Raw genomic sequence first — 16,227 nt, 5'->3', positions numbered from 1 at the left:
AAAAGAAGTGCGCAGGAGTCAGCGACGAGCCACGTTATCAGACTCATGCGAAAACCTCGAGCCACCCCCGTTCTTCTCCTCACCCTAGCTTTGCTGGGCTGTGTCGTCTGGGCGGTGGAGCAGGGCAGGGAAGGCGGGCGTCCCACCCAGTTCGGCGTCAAGGATGGCAGCGTGCCCGAAGATCCGCGCGACACCCGTCGCGGCCAGGAGGAGGGCTACCCCACATGGCCGGTGAACAAAGAACTGCCCAACGACACCTTCACCTTTGCCCGCATCCGCTACAATTCGATGAGCCATGGCGGGCGCGGCTGGGGCAGGGGAAATCGCAAATGGTCCACGGACTATCCCGATTCCGACATGAACATGTCCTACCGCCTCCAGCAGCTCACCTCGCTGCAGGTGAATCCGAACGGGGCCATTGTCGACATCGATCCCGAGCAGTTTCGCCACTTCCCCTTCCTCTACATGATCGAGGTTGGCGACATCGACATCACCGATGACGAAGCCAAGACCATGCGCGAGTACATGCTCAACGGCGGCTTCATCATGGTCGACGATTTCTGGGGCACGCGTGAGTGGGACAACTTCGAAGTCGCCCTCAAGCAAATCTTCCCCGACCGCAAAATGGAGGAGATCCCGCTGGAGCACGAAATCTTCCACATGGTCTTCCCCATCAAGGTGAAGCCGCAGATCCCGCACATCCGCTTCGCCGAGTATGTGATCAACCAGGGCATCACGTATGAGTTCGACAAGCCCGGCTCCGAGCACGTCCACTATCGCGGCTACTTCGACGACAAACGCCGCCTCATGATGGTCATCTGCTGGAACACCGACACCGGCGAAGGCTGGGAGCAGGAAGGCAGCGATCCCTGGTACTTCCGCGAATTTTCTGAGAAGTATGCGTACCCGCTGGGGATTAACATTATCTTCTACGCGCTGACGCATTGAGGATGGAATGGATGAACTGTTGCTGTCCTCAAATCTGCGCGCAGGCTTTCTGTGCTGGGAGCGCCGGTTTTTAACCGGCTCCGGCTTCGCCCTATGTGGCACTAAATACCAGCATGCTTCATTTCTTCACGCTTAAGCGGCAGGCCTGTTGGAATGGCAAACATCCGCCTTAACGAAGGGGCATTTCGGAATGGTGTTTTGTTAGACTCTGTTCTGGGTTGTATTAACCTTTTTAGAATGAATCCAGAAAATGTTAATCCCTACGCCGCGCCTAAATCCAATCTGGAAACCTGTGCGTCTGCCGCTTTCGTAGAGGCGCCGAACGCAGGTCTGGGGAAACGCTTTCTCAACTCGTTCCTCGATTTTATCGCGGTGCTTGGCGTTGTTTTCGTGCTCTTCTTCGTGCTGGCTGTGATCGAGGAAATGGGATATCGCATAAATAGTGAAGAGTTGTTCGCCAATGCCGGCGAATTTCAGCAAACGGTTATCGTCTATCTTCTGTTCTTTGGGTATTACACTTGTTGCGAAGGTTTTTTTGGCAGGTCGTTCGGCAAGCTGATCACCGGAACAAAAGTAGTCACTTTGTCAGGAGCAAAGCTAACCATCCGCAGTGCAATGCTTCGCAGTTTCATCCGGCTTCTGCCATTTGAGGCGCTTTCATTTTTTGGAAGCTTTGGTTACGGCGTAGGCTCGGGCTGGCATGATAAATGGACCAGCACCCGCGTCGTCGATCTGCGCGCCATACCCGTGATAAGCCACGGCGCATGAGCACTGGGAGCTTGTTACGCATTACATGCTCTCAGAATGCCGGCGAATAGCAATGTGCCGTCGCCGCGTTAGCGATACGTCAACCACGCCACCTAGGCGGTGTTTGAAAACCCTCATCGGCCGTATTGAAGCCAGTCGATGACGGCAGAAGTAGTTCTCAATGCGATAGCGCTGTCGGTAAAGTTTACGGCTGACCTTGCGCTGGATTCCACATCTGGCTCTGCGTGGAATGCAATGGGTTGCCCCGAGCAGTTGAAGCTGCTGACGTAGCTTGTCACTGTCGAAGCCTTTGTCGCCAACCACGCACAGCCCTGCAGGGTTTCCCAGCAGCGGCAGAACATGGTGCCCTTCATAGGCCTGTCCTGCGATGAGCAGCAGGTTCACTGCAAGCCCCCGCCCATCAGTAAGGGCCATGATCTTGGTATTGCGGCCTCCTCGCGTTTTGCCCATGGCCTGCTTGTCTGCGCCACCTGCAGGATTTGCAGCACACTGATGAACCACCACATGCGTGCCATCCACAAGCCTGATGCGGTTCCTGGTTTTGCGGGAGACCATGGTGAGCATGCGCTTCCAGAGACCTTCGCGCGCCCACTGCCGATGCCAGCCATAGATGGTGCGCCAAGGACCAAAACATTCGGGCAGGTCACGCCAAGGACCCGCGTTGCGCAGCCGGTAAAACAAGCCTTCAAGAACAAGATCCAGCGACGCTCGCGGACGGCCGCCAATGTTCAAAGCACCATTTTTTTGAGTCGCTTTTTGAGCGGCTCCCACCATGCAAAGCGTTGTGTTTTCATCGGTTTTCTCTCATGCCACAAATGCTTTCCTTGGGCAATCGAGGGTTTTCAAACACCGCCTAGGCGGTGTTTGAAAACCCTCATCGGCCGTATTGAAGCCAGTCGATGACGGCAGCAAACTCGATGAGCGAGAGGAAATGTGCGGCGAGTTTGTCTCGCCGAGTGCTGGCACAAGCCCAGCGCTTCAGACGGCAGAAGTAGTTCTCAATGCGATAGCGCTGTCGGTAAAGTTTACGGCTGACCTTGCGCTGGATTCCACATCTGGCTCTGCGTGGAATGCAATGGGTTGCCCCGAGCAGTTGAAGCTGCTGACGTAGCTTGTCACTGTCGAAGCCTTTGTCGCCAACCACGCACAGCCCTGCAGGGTTTCCCAGCAGCGGCAGAACATGGTGCCCTTCATAGGCCTGTCCTGCGATGAGCAGCAGGTTCACTGCAAGCCCCCGCCCATCAGTAAGGGCCATGATCTTGGTATTGCGGCCTCCTCGCGTTTTGCCCATGGCCTGCTTGTCTGCGCCACCTGCAGGATTTGCAGCACACTGATGAACCACCACATGCGTGCCATCCACAAGCCTGATGCGGTTCCTGGTTTTGCGGGAGACCATGGTGAGCATGCGCTTCCAGAGACCTTCGCGCGCCCACTGCCGATGCCAGCCATAGATGGTGCGCCAAGGACCAAAACATTCGGGCAGGTCACGCCAAGGACCCGCGTTGCGCAGCCGGTAAAACAAGCCTTCAAGAACAAGATCCAGCGACGCTCGCGGACGGCCGCCAATGTTCAAAGCACCATTTTTTTGAGTCGCTTTTTGAGCGGCTCCCACCATGCAAAGCGTTGTGTTTTCATCGGTTTTCTCTCATGCCACAAATGCTTTCCTTGGGCAATCGAGGGTTTTCAAACACCGCCTAGAGCATTTTAAAATATATTATAGCCTTCTCGGCTCATAACTTTGCGCTGGCATAAAAGCGAATCCCCTCTCCCCACCGATGGCAGGGCAATGGGTATGTTCCGGGCACGTTGGTGACACTTTCTCCCGGGGACATGGGTGACAGGGTGACTGATGCCCTGGAACCAAACAAACGAGATGAAGGAACGGTTGAAGATGATCGGCGAGTATTTGAGCGGCGGCTATGGGCCAGCGGAGCTGGCCCGGCGATACGGCGTGAGCCGCAAGTCCGTCTACAAGTGGATCGCTCGCTACGAGCAGGCAGGAGCGGAGGGATTGCAGGAGCGATCCAGCGCACCGCATCACCATCCCAACGCCACGGAGTTGGAGGTCGTCGAGCATATCCTGCGGCTCAAGGCTCGCTGGCCACACTGGGGCGCGCCAAAGCTTCTGGCACGGCTGCAGCGCGAGTCTGAAGTGGGGCCGCATCCTGCGGAGAGCACGGTCAGCGACATCTTGCGCAGGCATGGGCTGTCCAATTCGATCAAGCGACGCGCGCATGCCAGCGCAGTGCCCAGCAGCCAGCCGCTGGGGCATGCACGTGCACCCAACGAGGTGTGGTGCGTGGACTTCAAGGGATGGTTCCGCACGGGCGATGGCAGCAAGTGCAGTCCACTGACGCTCACCGATGCCAGCAGCCGTTACCTTCTGCGCTGCCAGTGCCTGGGCAGCAAGACCGGAGGGCCGCTGGTGCAGCCCATCATGATCAGCGCGTTCCGGGAACATGGGATGCCGTGCGCGATACGCTCGGACAACGGGCCGCCCTTTGCCAGCCGCACGCTCGGCGGGCTCAGCGCACTGAGCGTGTGGTGGTTGCGGCTGGGCATCAGGTTGGAGCGCATCGAGCCGGGCAAGCCGCAGCAAAACGGACGGCACGAGCGCTTTCATCGCACGCTGGAACAGCACACCGCATCACCGCCAGCACGAACGCTCAAGGCGCAGCAGCGCTGCTTTGACGAGTTCCGCCGCGAGTACAACCACGAGCGCCCGCACGAGGCGCTGGGCCAGACCACACCTGCGGAACACTACAGGCCATCGAGCCTTGAGTATCCTCAGCGACTGCCTGATGCGCGGGAGTTCCCTGAGGAGTGGCACCGGCGCAAAGTGAAGCCAGGAGGCACGATCAAGTGGAGCGGCCATGAGGTGCATCTCACACAGGTGCTCAGCGGCGAAGATGTGGGGCTGGAGCCGGTGGGAGACGGGCGCTGGGCAGTGTGGTTCCAAGACCTTGAGCTGGGCGTTTTTGATGAGCGCACCATGAAGGTCAAAGGGCATAAAAATCTGCCAAAACAGGCTGGGGCCAAGCCACGTGAAGCCGAGGATGGGAGGGGCGGTGTTTTGTGAGCCTGCGCTACGGGCGTCTTCCCGGCTCGGCTGAGGCCTCGCTCGGAAAGCCACCCTGCGCGCAGGCTCACAAAAACAAGGTGCTGCATGCGCTTGGATGAGCCGCCCCAGCCATAAAAAAGTGTCACCTATGTGCCTGGGAGAAAATGTAACCCTTGTGCCCGAGTGCACAAACGTCCAAGACGTCCTTTGGGGAGAGGTAAGGGTGAGGGGCATCCCATGCAGGCGAAGAGTGCCAGTCGTCCCCCTCACCCCGACCCTCTCCCCGAAGAGAAATATTCGGTGTCGTCGTATGTCATGGACGGGGAGAGGGAGAGCCGCTTTTGGCGCCCTGGATTTATAGAACACATAATTATTTAAAATGCTCTAAACGCAAAAAAGCCCGACGGACACGAAGGTCGGTCGGGCTTCAGAGGTGGTTTGCTCTGCTGTCAGCGGGCGGTTACGCCGCGCCTTCGAGCTGGGCTTCGCTCTTCTTCTTCTCGCGCTGACGCTGGCTGCTGTCGAGGATGCGCTTGCGCAGGCGGATGCTCTTCGGTGTGCACTCGGCGAGTTCATCGGGGGCGATGTACTCGATGGCGCGCTCGAGGCTGAAACGGACTGGTGGTGAAAGCGCGATGGCCTTGGTGCCGCCGGCTTCACGGAAGTTCGTCAGGTTCTTGCTGCGCGTCGGGTTCACCGGCAGGTCGTCTGCACGTGGGTTTTCACCGATGAGCATGCCGTCATAGACGAGCTCACCCGGGCCGATGAAGAGCTTGCCGCGGATCTGGATCGTATCCAGAGCGTAGCTGGTGGCTTCGCCGCCTTCGGTGCTGACGAGAGTGCCCGTGGAGCGAGTCTGCATCGGTCCGGCATGCGGGGCGTACTCCTTGAAGAGATGGCTGTGAATGCCGTGACCACTGGAAAGGTTCATCAATTCAAACTCAAAGCCGATCAGGCCACGAGTCGGCACCACGGCCTGCAGGGTGGTGCGTCCGGCGTGGGCGCTCATGTCCTCCAGCTTGCCTTTGCGCTCGTTGATGCACTTCATGATCGGGCCGAGGTATTCATCCGGCACGTCAAGGAACAAAGTTTCAAACGGCTCGCACAGCACATCGTTGATGCGCTTCATGATCACCATCGGGCGTGAGACCAGCACTTCGAAGCCTTCACGGCGCATCTGCTCAACAAGCACGGCGATCTGCATCGCACCACGCGCGCTGACATCAAAAATGCCGGCGGTGTCGGTGTCCTTGACGCTGATCGTCACGTTCATCTTTTGCTCGCGGTCCAGGCGGTCGCGGATCTTGCGGGAGGTCACGTGTTCGCCTTCGCGTCCGGCCAGCGGGCCGTCATTCACCGCGAACTGCATGACGATGGTCGGAGGATCGATGGCCACGAAAGGCAGGGCGGGGGCGTCAGGGGATCCGGCCACGGTCTGGCCGATGTCCACGTCTTCAAAGCCTGAGATGCCCACGATGTCGCCAGCGGTGCCTTCCACGGAGTCACTGGTGGTCAGCGTGGTGTATTGGAAGACCTTGGTCACCTTGACCAGCTTGGCCTTTTCTTCCGGCGTCTTGCCGAGGAGGTAAACGCGATCGCCCAGCTTCACGCTGCCGCGGGTCACTTTGCCGATGGCCACACGGCCCACGAAATTGTCCCAGTCGATGTTCGAGACCAGCATTTCAAAGCTGCCTTCGACTTCCGCCTTCGGCGCCGGGATGTGCTCCACGATCTTGCCCAGCAGGAAGGTCATGTCATGCTGCTCGCCTGTTGGGGAATCCGTCACCCAGCCGGCGCGTGCGCTGCCGTAGAGGAAGGCCGCATTAAACTGCTCTTCCGTGGCGTCCAGCTCAAGGAACAGTTCGAGAACCTTGTCATGAACTTTCTTCGGCTCGATGTTCGGGCGGTCCATCTTGTTGATGAGCACGATGGGCTTGATGCCCTGCTCCAGCGCCTTCTTCAACACGAAACGCGTCTGCGCCTGCGGGCCGTCATAGGCGTCCACCACGAGCATCACGCCGTCCACCATCTTCATCACGCGCTCCACTTCGCCGCCGAAGTCGGCATGGCCGGGAGTATCGACGATGTTGATGATGTGGTCGTTCCAGTGAACGGAAGTGTTCTTCGCCTTGATGGTGATGCCTTTTTCTTTTTCGAGATCCATGGAATCCATCGCGCGTTCAGCGATGGCTTGGTTTTCGCGGAAATTGCCACTGGAGCGCAGCAGGCCGTCAACGAGCGTGGTTTTGCCGTGATCGACGTGGGCAATGATGGCGATGTTGCGAATTTTATCAGGGGTCATGGGCAGTTTTGAGGGAAGGGGGGGTCGAGAGAATAGCAGCCCCAGAGCCATAGGCAACCACTTCGCTGCACCCGTTTTGTCGCTTTTGAAAGACCGGGGGCGGGTTTGGGGGGACTGCAGGGGCCGGTTTCTGCCCAAAAATTCAAGCTGCGCCGCAGTGATTGCGGCGATTTCGTGCGGTCACCGCGCTTGGCCTGCACGGTGGTTTTTTCGCATTCCAAGCGTTCGAAAAGCGTCTTCAGCGGCGGCGTCTCGTCACGAGCAGCGCCAGGCTCAGCCCCAGCAGCAGCGCCCGGGAAGGCTCGGGAGCATTGGCCACCACGATGGAGAGATCCCCCGCGGTGGTGAAGGCGCTGAAGTCCCAAGCAAAGCCGGTGCCGGTGAGGTCTGGCAGGATCAGCCCGGCAGGGGTGTCGCCACTTCCATACACCAGACCGGTGTAGTTGTAGCGGCTGTCAAACGTCGGCGCAGCTCCCAGTCCGGACCAGTCCAGCAGATGGAACGTGGCCGTGGCAGTCGGAATGAAGGCTTCGGCTGTGATGGTGAGGTTCCCGTTGAAATTGACGAGGGTGCTCCCCGTGCCGGTGATCTGCAGCATGTCCGAGACCCCGCCGGGATTGATGCTGAGGATGATCGTGCTGCCCGCCTGGAAGTCGATGCTGCCCGAGCCCGAGGCGGGCGTAAAATGCAGTGTGCCGTAGCTGCTTTGAGCCGTGCTGTCTCCCACCTGCACGGTGGACCCGCTCGCTGCGGTGAAGCTGCTGCCCTGCAGATACCCGGTGCCCAGCAGCATGCTGCCTGATTGCACATCGACGGCTCCGGTGCCGGTCTGGCCTGCGCCATTCGCGCCGACCTGCAGCGCACCGCCGCTCACCACCGTTGCGCCGGTGTAGGTGTTGGCGCCTGTCAGAGTGGTTGTGCCCGTGCCCACTTTCGTCAGGCCATACGCACCGGAGATGACGGCATTCACCGTCAGGCTCCCGCTGCCACCGATGCTGGAGTCGGATACCAGCGCCACCGAGGTGACGTTCGCCGTGGCTGTCGCCGTGCCGCCTGTGACTGTCACCGTGGGCGCATTGCTGTAACCGCTGCCGCTGTCCGTGAGATCGACCCCGTTGAGCACGAAGTTGCCGTCCACCACCGTGGCTGCCGCGCCTGTGCCGCCGCTGATGCTCACTGTCGGCAGCGAGGTGTAGCCCGTGCCACCATTGATCACATTGAGACCCACGATGGTGAAGTGCGTGCTGTTGCCAGAGCCGGTGGGATCGGTTCCTTGAGACAGCACCGTGCCGCCGGTGAACTTGATCGTGGGCGTGCCGGTAAAGCCGCTGCCTGCTGTCAGCAGCGTGATGCTGGTCACCTTGCCGTTGGCGTCGAGGTTGGCCGTGGCCGTGGCCCCGTTGGAAAGCGTGACCGTCGGCGCGGAGCTGTACGTCGTGGTGCCCGACGTGACCGTGTACGAGGCCGTGGTGACGCCCATGTTCGCCGTGACCACCGCGCCCGTGCCCCCGCCTCCCGAGACGGTGACCACCGGCGCAAGCACATAGCCGCTGCCGCCTGCAGTGAGGTTCAGGCTGGAAGCAGAAAGCCCCAGCAACGCCGTGGCTGTGGCGTTTGTTCCCGTCGTCGGTGCATCCAGGCTCACCGTCGCTCCCACGGACCATCCCGCCGTGGTGGCGGAGGGAACGGTCAATGCCGCAATGCCGTTGCCGATGCTGGCCGCAGTGTCGCTGTTGTTCACCAGCGCCCCGCCGTTGCTCACGCCCGTGCCGTTTAGGGTGATCACTCCCTGCACATTGGACTGCCCATTCAGATCCAGCGTGGCACCGGCGTTCACCACCGTGCCTGTCGCGCTGGTGGCCAAAGTGGCGCCGTTGTTGCCCAGTGCTGCGGCATTGCCCAGGGCCAGCGTGCCCTGCGCCACCGTGGTGCCGCCCGTGTGGTTGTTTGCTCCGCTGAGCACAATGGTTCCTGCTCCATTCTTGATGAAGCCGAGATTGTTGTTCGCGCCCGTGTTGTTGGTGCCCACACCGCCCAGCGTGCCGCTGTAGGTCTGTGTGCCTGACGACACGTTGACGTTGAGCAGACTCGTGCTCGTGCTGCTGCCGCCGAGCACCGAGTTCGCCGTGCCTGTGCCCGAAGTGCCGAGTCCGGCGATGCTCTGAGAGAAGCCGTTGAGCTGCAGGATGCCGGAGTTGCTGCCACTGCCCAGCGTCACGCTCGTGCCCGTCGGCAGGCGGTCATTGCCCAGGTTCAGGATCAGCATGCCGGCCTCCACATTGGTGGCTCCGGAGTAGGTGTTGTTGGCACCGCTCAGGATCAGATTGCCCTGTCCCGATTTGCTCAAGTTCCCCGTGCCGCTGACGGTGCCGCTGAGCGTGAGCACGGAGAGGCTGCCCGCCACGCTCGCCGTGCCGGTATAGCTGGTATTGTCCACCTGAATCAGTGAATCGGTCTGCAGCACGATCTCATTGCCGATGGTGGTCCGGGGGTCCAGTAGCGCGGTGCCACTGCTCTGGTCCGTCAGTCGCAGCGCGCCATTGCCGCCCAGCCCCCGGCCGTTCAGAAGAATGCGTCCGCCGGTGGCAATGTTGAAGGTGCCGATGCCATCATCCTCGACGCCCCACGTCGCTCCGCTGGCCACCGTGACCGAGGCTGCGGATGTGAGCTGAGAGCTGTTCGAGTAGATCGCTGCATTGATGAGAAAAATGTTCCCGGTGAAAGTGCTGACAGAAGAGCCGGTGGTGAATCCGCCTCCGCCTGTCACCGTCAAATTCCCGCTGCCACTGAGCGCGGCGCCAGAGATCCCCTGCACGGTGGCAAAGCTCAGGGTGCCGCCTGCCGGACCGATGTAGATGGTGTGCAATGCGGACGTGGGCGTGGTGAACGAGAGGTTGCCGGTGGTCTGCTTCAGGGTGCCGCCATTCAGCGTGATGGCAGTCGTGGCCGCGCCCAGATTTCCATTCGCACTCACCGCCACCGTGGCTCCATTGTTGATGACAAGACTGCCGGTGAACGTGTTGGTGGCCGTCAGTGTGACCGTGCCTGTACCAGACACCGTCAGTCCGCTGCCGCTGATGACCGAGTGGATGGTCAGCGGGCCTGAACTGCTTTGCTGATGAATGATCACTTCACCCGTGCTGCTGGTCAGTGTGCCTCGTGTGGTCGAGCTGCCGATGCTGGTGGCTCCCGCCGTGCTGGCAATAAGAATGCCGCCGCTTTCCAGTGTTAGCGTGCCGGGCGTGGTGGCATTGAAAGTCAAAGCCCCGCCGCTGGTGAAGCGCAGCGTGTTCGTGGTGGCACCTCCGCTGGCCAGCGCGGTGCTGCCGCTCAGGCTCGTGGCCAGTCCGCTGCCAAAGGAAGTGGTGTAGCTGCCTGCCGCCAGCGCCGTGATGTTGCCCGCGCCGTCATTCACCGCCCAGTCATCGAGCTTGTAGGTGGCATAACCGCCCAGGATGCCGCTGGCCGTGTTAGCGGTCGTGGTCGTGATGCTGGCCACGCCAGCGCCAGTGTTGCTGGCGGAGAAATCCACCGTGGCTCCCGCGTTGCGCGTGATCGCCCCCAGATTGAGCGTGGCATTTTGATCCGTGCCACTGGTCACATTGATCTGCGCGCTGCCGCTCAGTGGGGTGGCACTGTTGCCCAGCGTGAGACCAGCCACCGTCTGTGTGGTGGCCGTCGTGCTGCTGCCGCTGAGGCTGAGCGAGCCGCCGTTCAAAACCAGCGCCGCCGTGCTGCTGAGCTTGGCGTTGTTGGACACGGAATGGTCCAGCAGCAGCGTGCCGCCGCTGACCGTCGTGTCACCTGTGAAGGTGTTGCCACCGCCCTGCAAAACCACCGTGCCACCCCCGGTGACGGTGAGTGTGTCCGTGGTGCCCGTGGCTGAGACCGCACGCAGCAGGTTGCCGGAGATCTGCACCGTGCCACCGCTGGCCGAGTAAAGCGTCAGCCCCTTGGCCGCAGCACTGCCGCTGCCCAGCGTGATGCTGCCGCTGTAGGTCACCGTGCCGGAGGTGTTGAGCCCGCCCACCGTGGCGGTGCCGGTGTTGCCAGATTGCAGGGTGATGTTGCGGCCGATCGTCACTCCCTCGGTGTCCATCAGCAGTCTGGCTGAAACAGCACCGCTCGTGTTGCCCACCAGTACGAAGGTGGAGGCATTGCCCAGGGCACCGGCGCTGCCGCTTGGAGCATTGGCCGAGACGATCAGGGTGCCGCCCAGCACAGAAGTCGTGCCGGTGTAGTTGCTCGTCGAACCAGACAGCACCAGGGTTTCCGTGCCTGCAGAGACCGCAAGAGCACCCGATCCCGTCAGCTTCCCGGAGAAGACGTAGTATCCGGCCAGATTGGTGGTGATGCTGGCCCCCGAGGTCATTGCGATGGTCCCAGCCCCGGCGATGGCGCCCATGGTCTCGCCATTGCCATTGAAGTCAAACGTCGCCCCGCTCTGCACTGTCAGCAGCTGGGCGGCGCTGAAGAGATCGGCGTTGATGCTGCCGGAGAAGCGCACCGTGCCGGTGCCGCCGATGTTAAGATAAAATAGATTGGAGCCACTGCCCAGTGCTCCCAGATTGCCCACGTTGAAACTGCCGGTCGCGCTGTTGTTGTTGATCAGGTTCAGCACGATGCCACCGCCGCTCACGCCGCCCGTGTTGGCATAGGTGACCGCATCCGCCAGCGTGATCGTGCCGGTGCCGCTGTTGATGAAGGTCTGCTTGGTGCCGTTGTTGTAGGTCTGGTTGCCATTGAACAGCAGCGTGCCAGAGCCCGAGTTCGTCACCGCCGTCTCGCCGCTCCAGGTCATCGGTACGGAAACCGTGGCATTCCCCGCGCCCGTGAGCGCCAGCGTGGGCAGCACCGTGTTGCCATTGAGCGGATTGACCACGTTGAGCGCATTGCCTGCGAGCGTGACCGTGCCTGCGCTGTTGTTAAACAGCAGCCGGTTGAATTGAAACGTCCCGCTCAGGTCATTCGTCGCGGTGTAGCTGGAGCTGCCGCCGAAAGTCAGCGCTGCCGAGTAGCCGCTCACGGGCGTTGTGGCCGGCAGCCAGCTGGCCGCGTTGCTCCAGTTGTCAGCGCCTGTGTTCCAGACAGATGACTGCGCCCTGATCTCAGCGGCGCATAAAACAGCGGCCAAACCTGTGCACCAGAAGAGCCAGGTTTGAAGTTTGCGGCGGTTCGCGGGCGTGGACTTCCAAGCCCGGGTGAGGGGGGGGGGTTTCATGGGAGATGATGCCGCGTGCGGTTCCGATCTTGGGGGCAAGACTCGAAGCCAGCATTGAGGGGGGGATTTGCGGCGCGCCTACATCGCGATTCCAAGGATGTACTCAAACAACAAGATCGTCACAATGCCCCGCCGCATAAGCGTTTGCGCTTCAACAGCTTCGGCATTCAACCAAAGCCAGGTTGTTGCGACTGTGAACTCATGCATCAGGCAATCGGCGAAACGCATTTCCGAAAAGTTCGCCGGGAGTCTCAGAGCGCTGGCAATACCCACGGGAAGTTATCTTAGCCGTTGATTACCCAGGGTCAGGGTCACTAGGGCCAAAATGGGGTCATTTGGCCCTCATGGCCCTGCGCGGGTTTGGCACCTTGGCACCAAACCCTACCTCTCCAATGGGGATTTAAACTCGCCGCCGGTGCCCCGCTGCCATCTCTGATTTCACTTCCTGCTGGGCGTTGCGGGGGCGCCCGCAAAAAACAGTGGCATCCAATGTGAAATCATTAACTTCCATCATGGACACTTCGCTCAAAGACTTCCTCATGAGTCATCCTCCCGGCTCCGATCTCGACCGGGAGCAAATCGAATTCCTGTTGGCGGACGCCTGGCCATCTTTACGCGGTTCGCGCGCAGGTGGCATGCAGCCGCACAAGATCCGGGGACGCACGGAAGGCTTGTGCTGGAACCCGCCGCAGCTGACTTTCGAGATTGAGCGCCACGGCGGCACCGTGAACGGCTCCACTCGTGCCGAGATGCAGCAGTGGTGTGTGGACGTCTCAGCTCATACCGCAGAGATCGTATCCACCCGCAGACGCCAGCTCCACGCCATGGCCAGCAGAGTGAACGTCAAACAGCCCGCCGCGATCATTGCCGAGGCCATCTTGAAAAATCAGGAGTCACCTTCTCTCAAAAGGTATCCGGATGGCCGCGTGAAGGTCTTGATCAGCGCACTCTTCCCGCATGGAGAAGACTTCAAACAGACCGTGTCCGGCCGACGGAAGCGATTCCGCGCTGCGCTGGAGGCCCTCATTCAGCCCCACGGCTGGTCAGAGGTGTCCACCAACACCTACCAGCAGCGCCCATCGGGATCTTGATCCTTGTCCGCGCCGTCACCTCACTTCCCCATACTCTTCCACACCGCAGGCAGTCTCTCCCTCACCAGCTTCGCGCTGTTCACTGGAATCAGCTCTGCCGTCAGCGGTACGTTCTTCGTGTCTTCAAAGTCCAGATGGCCCGGGCTGCGTGAGTACTTGTAGTCCTTGTCCAGGCTGCCATCGCCGGAGAGCTGGATGCCCACTTCCTCCACACGCGGCACGGAGAGGTAGAACAGGCCCTGTTCAAGAACGCATTTCTCACCGGACTTCAGTCGCAGCTTCGCCTGCGCCAGTTCGCGAAACAACTCACGGGCCGTCGCTTCAGCAGGATTCACAAAGGTGCGCTGCTCGGCGATGAGATCACGAAATGCAGCGTCCTGACGCAGCGCCGTGAATGCCGAGTCGATCTCCTCCTGGGCCAGCGGGTAGTGCGTGCAGCCCAGCACAATCGTTTGCAGCGGCGCCGTCGGCTTCTCCGCCCGATATGCCTCCGCCAGCGCCCGTGCCTCCTTCATCGCATACGCCGACACCGAATCCGGAAACGCCGCATCTCCTTCGATCGCTCCCGCCAGCGTCGCGCTGCCCTGCTGTGCGATCACCGGCACGCTCTGCCCGGCGCGTCCCAGCGTGCTGGCGATGGTGCGCGGATACACCTTGCTCGCGCAGGTGCCGATGGTGGCCAGCACGCCGATGCCGCCCGTGCCCTTGGATTCCAAAACACCGCGCGCTCCTGCCTCAACCACGCCCACCACGATCACCGGCACCTTCCATGCCGTCATGGCCTTGCGGACCTCTTCGAGTCCATAAGCCGTGGCCGTGTTGCACGCGATGACGATCGCCTTCACCGGCGGCTTGTCATACTTCGGTTCGCCGCCCTTGGCAGGCCATGCGCGGCGGCCCAGCAGAAAGACCGCATCCTTCACGATCAGCTCACGCAGGTAATCCGTGCGGTTCACCGCAGAGTAGTTGCCGTAGGGCATGTTCGCCTGGTCACCGAAGTAGATGAAGCGCTCCTGCGCGAAGTCTGGCACCCCATCCGCCCCCGGTTGCAGAGTGTCATTATGAAAAGCGTCCAGCTTCAGCAGCGCCTCCAGCACCGTGAGTCCGCCGATGCCGGAATCAAACACGCCAATGGGCAGATGGCGCGTGGCCTCGGCATCGTTCCAAGCGCTGGCATCGAAAGTGAAAGCAGCTTTGCCATCGGGATGTGCCCGCGCGTATTCGACAAGGTCTGCGGCGTGAACTGCAACGGCGAGCAGGAGCAGCGCGGTGAGGGTTTTCATGGGAAAGCTGGCGACGAAGGGGTGGAGCTATACGCAGCAAGCATGCCAATTCATTGCATCTGTGAGCCTTAAGTAAACGCAAACAGCAGCCGTCCAAAGAACACGGCGGCCACCATGCCGATGAAGTCGGCGGTGAGACCGGCGACGAGCGCATGGCGGAAGCGGCGGATGCCCACGCTGCCGAAATACACGGTCAGCACGTAAAAAGTCGTCTCGGTGGAGCCATACAGGATGCCTGCGGTGAACTTCACCATCTCGCTCAAGTCTGGCCGCGTGAGGATCTCATTGAGGATGCCCTGCGCACCGGAACCGCTGAGCGGGCGCATGAGTGCAAGCGATAGCAGTTCCACCGGGAAGCCCAGCATGTTCAGCAAAGGCGCGAGCAGGTATTCCAGCAATTGAAACGCCCCCGACTCTCGCAAAATGGCCAGCACTGCCAGCATGGCCACGAGGTAGGGCATGATGCGCACCGCCACCTGAAAGCCCTCCTTTGCACCATCCACAAACTCTTCATACACCTTCACCCCGCGTGCCCAGGCCACGCTCACGGCGAGAATCAGGATGGCCGGAATGGCGAGGCCGGAGGCCCCATCCATGACACGACGCCACACGGGCGGCTCCACCTTCGTCTGCGTCGCTGCAGCGGCTTTCGCCTCCTCCTTTTTCAAGGCCAGCGTCTTCTCCGCCTCGGCTTTGCGCTGGGCCGATTTGGCCAGCACGGTGGAAAGTCCCGTTTGATCCAGCACCGTCTGCCGCCAGGAGGGCGGGCCGAGTTCCAAGGCCGAGACGCCGATGAACAGCGTGCCCAGCAGCGTGAGCCAGAACTTCGCCTTGGGCGAAATGCCCGCAGGTTTGACGGCCGTGCTCTGGGTTTCAGAGATGATTTCATCCGGCTGCGCCACAAATCCCGGCAGGCGTTGGAAACTCTTCGCAGCGATCACCGCCGCAACCGACGCGCAGGCCGTCGCAAGAATGGTAGGAACGATGACGCGGAAGCTGTGGCTGACCCCGGCGGCGTTGAGGAAATTCATTGCCGTCATCGGGATCAGCGTGAAGGCCCCGGTGTTCAGGGCCAGGAAGGTGATCATCGCATTGCTGGCGCTCTGCTTGTGTGGGTTCAGCTCCTGCAGGTGGCCCATGGCCTTCAGCCCCAGCGGCGTCGCGTTGTTGGAAAGGCCCAGCATGTTCGCGGAAAGATTCATCACCATGGCGCTCATGGCCGGGTGTCCCGTGGGTACGTCCGGGAAAAGGCGGCGGAGCAGGGGGGAGAGCAGGCGCACCACGGCCTCCAGCACGCCCGCCTTTTCCAGCAGGCGCAGCACCCCCAGCCAGAACATCATCATGCCCGCCAGCGGCAGGGCGATGCCCATGACGGCCTTTTCAGCGCCTTTCATCGCGGCGTCGATGACACTGGCGTCTCCAGAAACGCGGCCGACCAGGCCTGCAACGAGAAGTCCGATGAAAAGTAGGGTGGCCCAGATGTAGTTCAGCATGTCGTAGTGGAAAATGTGACAACGTAGTAGCCAGATGCGGCGGCAATGCGTAAACGTTTC

At 61.0% G+C, this 16,227-nt stretch carries 11 protein-coding genes; 4 read left to right on the top strand and 7 right to left on the bottom strand.

Features of this window, described 5'->3' with window-relative positions:
* Positions 1 to 45: 45 nt before the first annotated feature.
* Both AC3RLQ_RS07925 and AC3RLQ_RS07920 read left to right on the top strand, forming a co-directional pair.
* A complete protein-coding gene (locus AC3RLQ_RS07925) occupies positions 46 to 948 on the top strand; it encodes a DUF4159 domain-containing protein (RefSeq protein ID WP_493035950.1) in 903 nt (300 codons plus the stop codon).
* A 153-nt stretch (positions 949 to 1,101) separates the two neighbouring features.
* On the top strand, positions 1,102 to 1,716 hold the full coding sequence (locus tag AC3RLQ_RS07920; protein WP_493035948.1) for an RDD family protein: 615 nt from the start codon (positions 1,102 to 1,104) through the stop codon (positions 1,714 to 1,716).
* 21 nt (positions 1,717 to 1,737) lie between these two features.
* On the opposite strand, the gene AC3RLQ_RS07915 is transcribed toward AC3RLQ_RS07920, so the two are convergent.
* Together AC3RLQ_RS07915 and AC3RLQ_RS07910 are read right to left on the bottom strand one after the other, a co-directional pair.
* Positions 1,738 to 2,490, bottom strand: a complete 753-nt coding sequence (locus tag AC3RLQ_RS07915) for an IS5 family transposase (protein WP_493035946.1) — start codon at positions 2,488 to 2,490, stop codon at positions 1,738 to 1,740.
* A 100-nt stretch (positions 2,491 to 2,590) separates the two neighbouring features.
* Positions 2,591 to 3,331, bottom strand: coding sequence for an IS5 family transposase (locus tag AC3RLQ_RS07910; protein WP_493031932.1), 741 nt, complete (start codon positions 3,329 to 3,331; stop codon positions 2,591 to 2,593).
* Between the two features lie 234 nt (positions 3,332 to 3,565).
* Here AC3RLQ_RS07910 and AC3RLQ_RS07905 point away from each other — a divergent pair, with 234 nt between their 5' ends.
* Positions 3,566 to 4,795, top strand: a complete 1,230-nt coding sequence (locus tag AC3RLQ_RS07905; protein ID WP_493030338.1) for an IS481 family transposase — start codon at positions 3,566 to 3,568, stop codon at positions 4,793 to 4,795.
* Positions 4,796 to 5,237: 442 nt separating this feature from the next.
* On the opposite strand, the gene typA is transcribed toward AC3RLQ_RS07905, so the two are convergent.
* The 3 genes from typA to AC3RLQ_RS07890 form a co-directional block, all read right to left on the bottom strand.
* Positions 5,238 to 7,079, bottom strand: a complete 1,842-nt coding sequence (gene typA / locus AC3RLQ_RS07900) for a translational GTPase TypA (RefSeq protein WP_422316255.1) — start codon at positions 7,077 to 7,079, stop codon at positions 5,238 to 5,240.
* Positions 7,080 to 7,317: 238 nt separating this feature from the next.
* The gene (locus tag AC3RLQ_RS07895; protein ID WP_493035944.1) at positions 7,318 to 12,300 is read right to left on the bottom strand and encodes a beta strand repeat-containing protein; all 4,983 of its coding nucleotides are present in this window, start codon (positions 12,298 to 12,300) and stop codon (positions 7,318 to 7,320) included.
* 78 nt (positions 12,301 to 12,378) lie between these two features.
* The gene (locus AC3RLQ_RS07890) at positions 12,379 to 12,528 is read right to left on the bottom strand and encodes a hypothetical protein (RefSeq protein WP_493035942.1); all 150 of its coding nucleotides are present in this window, start codon (positions 12,526 to 12,528) and stop codon (positions 12,379 to 12,381) included.
* Between the two features lie 284 nt (positions 12,529 to 12,812).
* On the opposite strand from AC3RLQ_RS07890, the gene AC3RLQ_RS07885 reads away from it, so the two are divergent.
* Positions 12,813 to 13,391 carry a hypothetical protein gene (locus AC3RLQ_RS07885; RefSeq protein WP_493035940.1) on the top strand — a complete coding sequence of 193 codons (579 nt, stop codon included), beginning with the start codon at positions 12,813 to 12,815 and terminating at the stop codon, positions 13,389 to 13,391.
* Between the two features lie 20 nt (positions 13,392 to 13,411).
* Here the strand turns inward: AC3RLQ_RS07885 and AC3RLQ_RS07880 are convergent, their stop codons facing one another.
* Together AC3RLQ_RS07880 and AC3RLQ_RS07875 are read right to left on the bottom strand one after the other, a co-directional pair.
* Complete coding sequence (locus AC3RLQ_RS07880; RefSeq protein ID WP_493035938.1) at positions 13,412 to 14,674, bottom strand: glutamate racemase; 1,263 nt, start codon at positions 14,672 to 14,674, stop codon at positions 13,412 to 13,414.
* Between the two features lie 68 nt (positions 14,675 to 14,742).
* A complete protein-coding gene (locus AC3RLQ_RS07875) occupies positions 14,743 to 16,167 on the bottom strand; it encodes a nucleoside recognition domain-containing protein (protein WP_493035936.1) in 1,425 nt (474 codons plus the stop codon).
* Positions 16,168 to 16,227: the final 60 nt, after the last annotated feature.

The sequence above is a fragment of the Prosthecobacter sp. GW821-HT29F12 genome, assembly GCF_058803405.1.
This window is presented reverse-complemented; position numbering and strand designations above follow the sequence as displayed.

Excerpts from the sequence above, each read along its gene's own strand:
- AC3RLQ_RS07925 (WP_493035950.1), top strand. The coding sequence starts at position 46 with ATGCGAAAACCTCGAGCCACCCCCGTTCTTCTCCTCACCCTAGCTTTG.
- AC3RLQ_RS07920 (WP_493035948.1), top strand. The coding sequence starts at position 1,102 with ATGGCAAACATCCGCCTTAACGAAGGGGCATTTCGGAATGGTGTTTTG.
- AC3RLQ_RS07915 (WP_493035946.1), bottom strand. The coding sequence starts at position 2,490 with ATGGTGGGAGCCGCTCAAAAAGCGACTCAAAAAAATGGTGCTTTGAAC.
- AC3RLQ_RS07910 (WP_493031932.1), bottom strand. The coding sequence starts at position 3,331 with ATGGTGGGAGCCGCTCAAAAAGCGACTCAAAAAAATGGTGCTTTGAAC.
- AC3RLQ_RS07905 (WP_493030338.1), top strand. The coding sequence starts at position 3,566 with ATGCCCTGGAACCAAACAAACGAGATGAAGGAACGGTTGAAGATGATC.
- typA (WP_422316255.1), bottom strand. The coding sequence starts at position 7,079 with ATGACCCCTGATAAAATTCGCAACATCGCCATCATTGCCCACGTCGAT.
- AC3RLQ_RS07895 (WP_493035944.1), bottom strand. The coding sequence starts at position 12,300 with ATGAAACCCCCCCCCCTCACCCGGGCTTGGAAGTCCACGCCCGCGAAC.
- AC3RLQ_RS07890 (WP_493035942.1), bottom strand. The coding sequence starts at position 12,528 with ATGCGTTTCGCCGATTGCCTGATGCATGAGTTCACAGTCGCAACAACC.
- AC3RLQ_RS07885 (WP_493035940.1), top strand. The coding sequence starts at position 12,813 with ATGGACACTTCGCTCAAAGACTTCCTCATGAGTCATCCTCCCGGCTCC.
- AC3RLQ_RS07880 (WP_493035938.1), bottom strand. The coding sequence starts at position 14,674 with ATGAAAACCCTCACCGCGCTGCTCCTGCTCGCCGTTGCAGTTCACGCC.
- AC3RLQ_RS07875 (WP_493035936.1), bottom strand. The coding sequence starts at position 16,167 with ATGCTGAACTACATCTGGGCCACCCTACTTTTCATCGGACTTCTCGTT.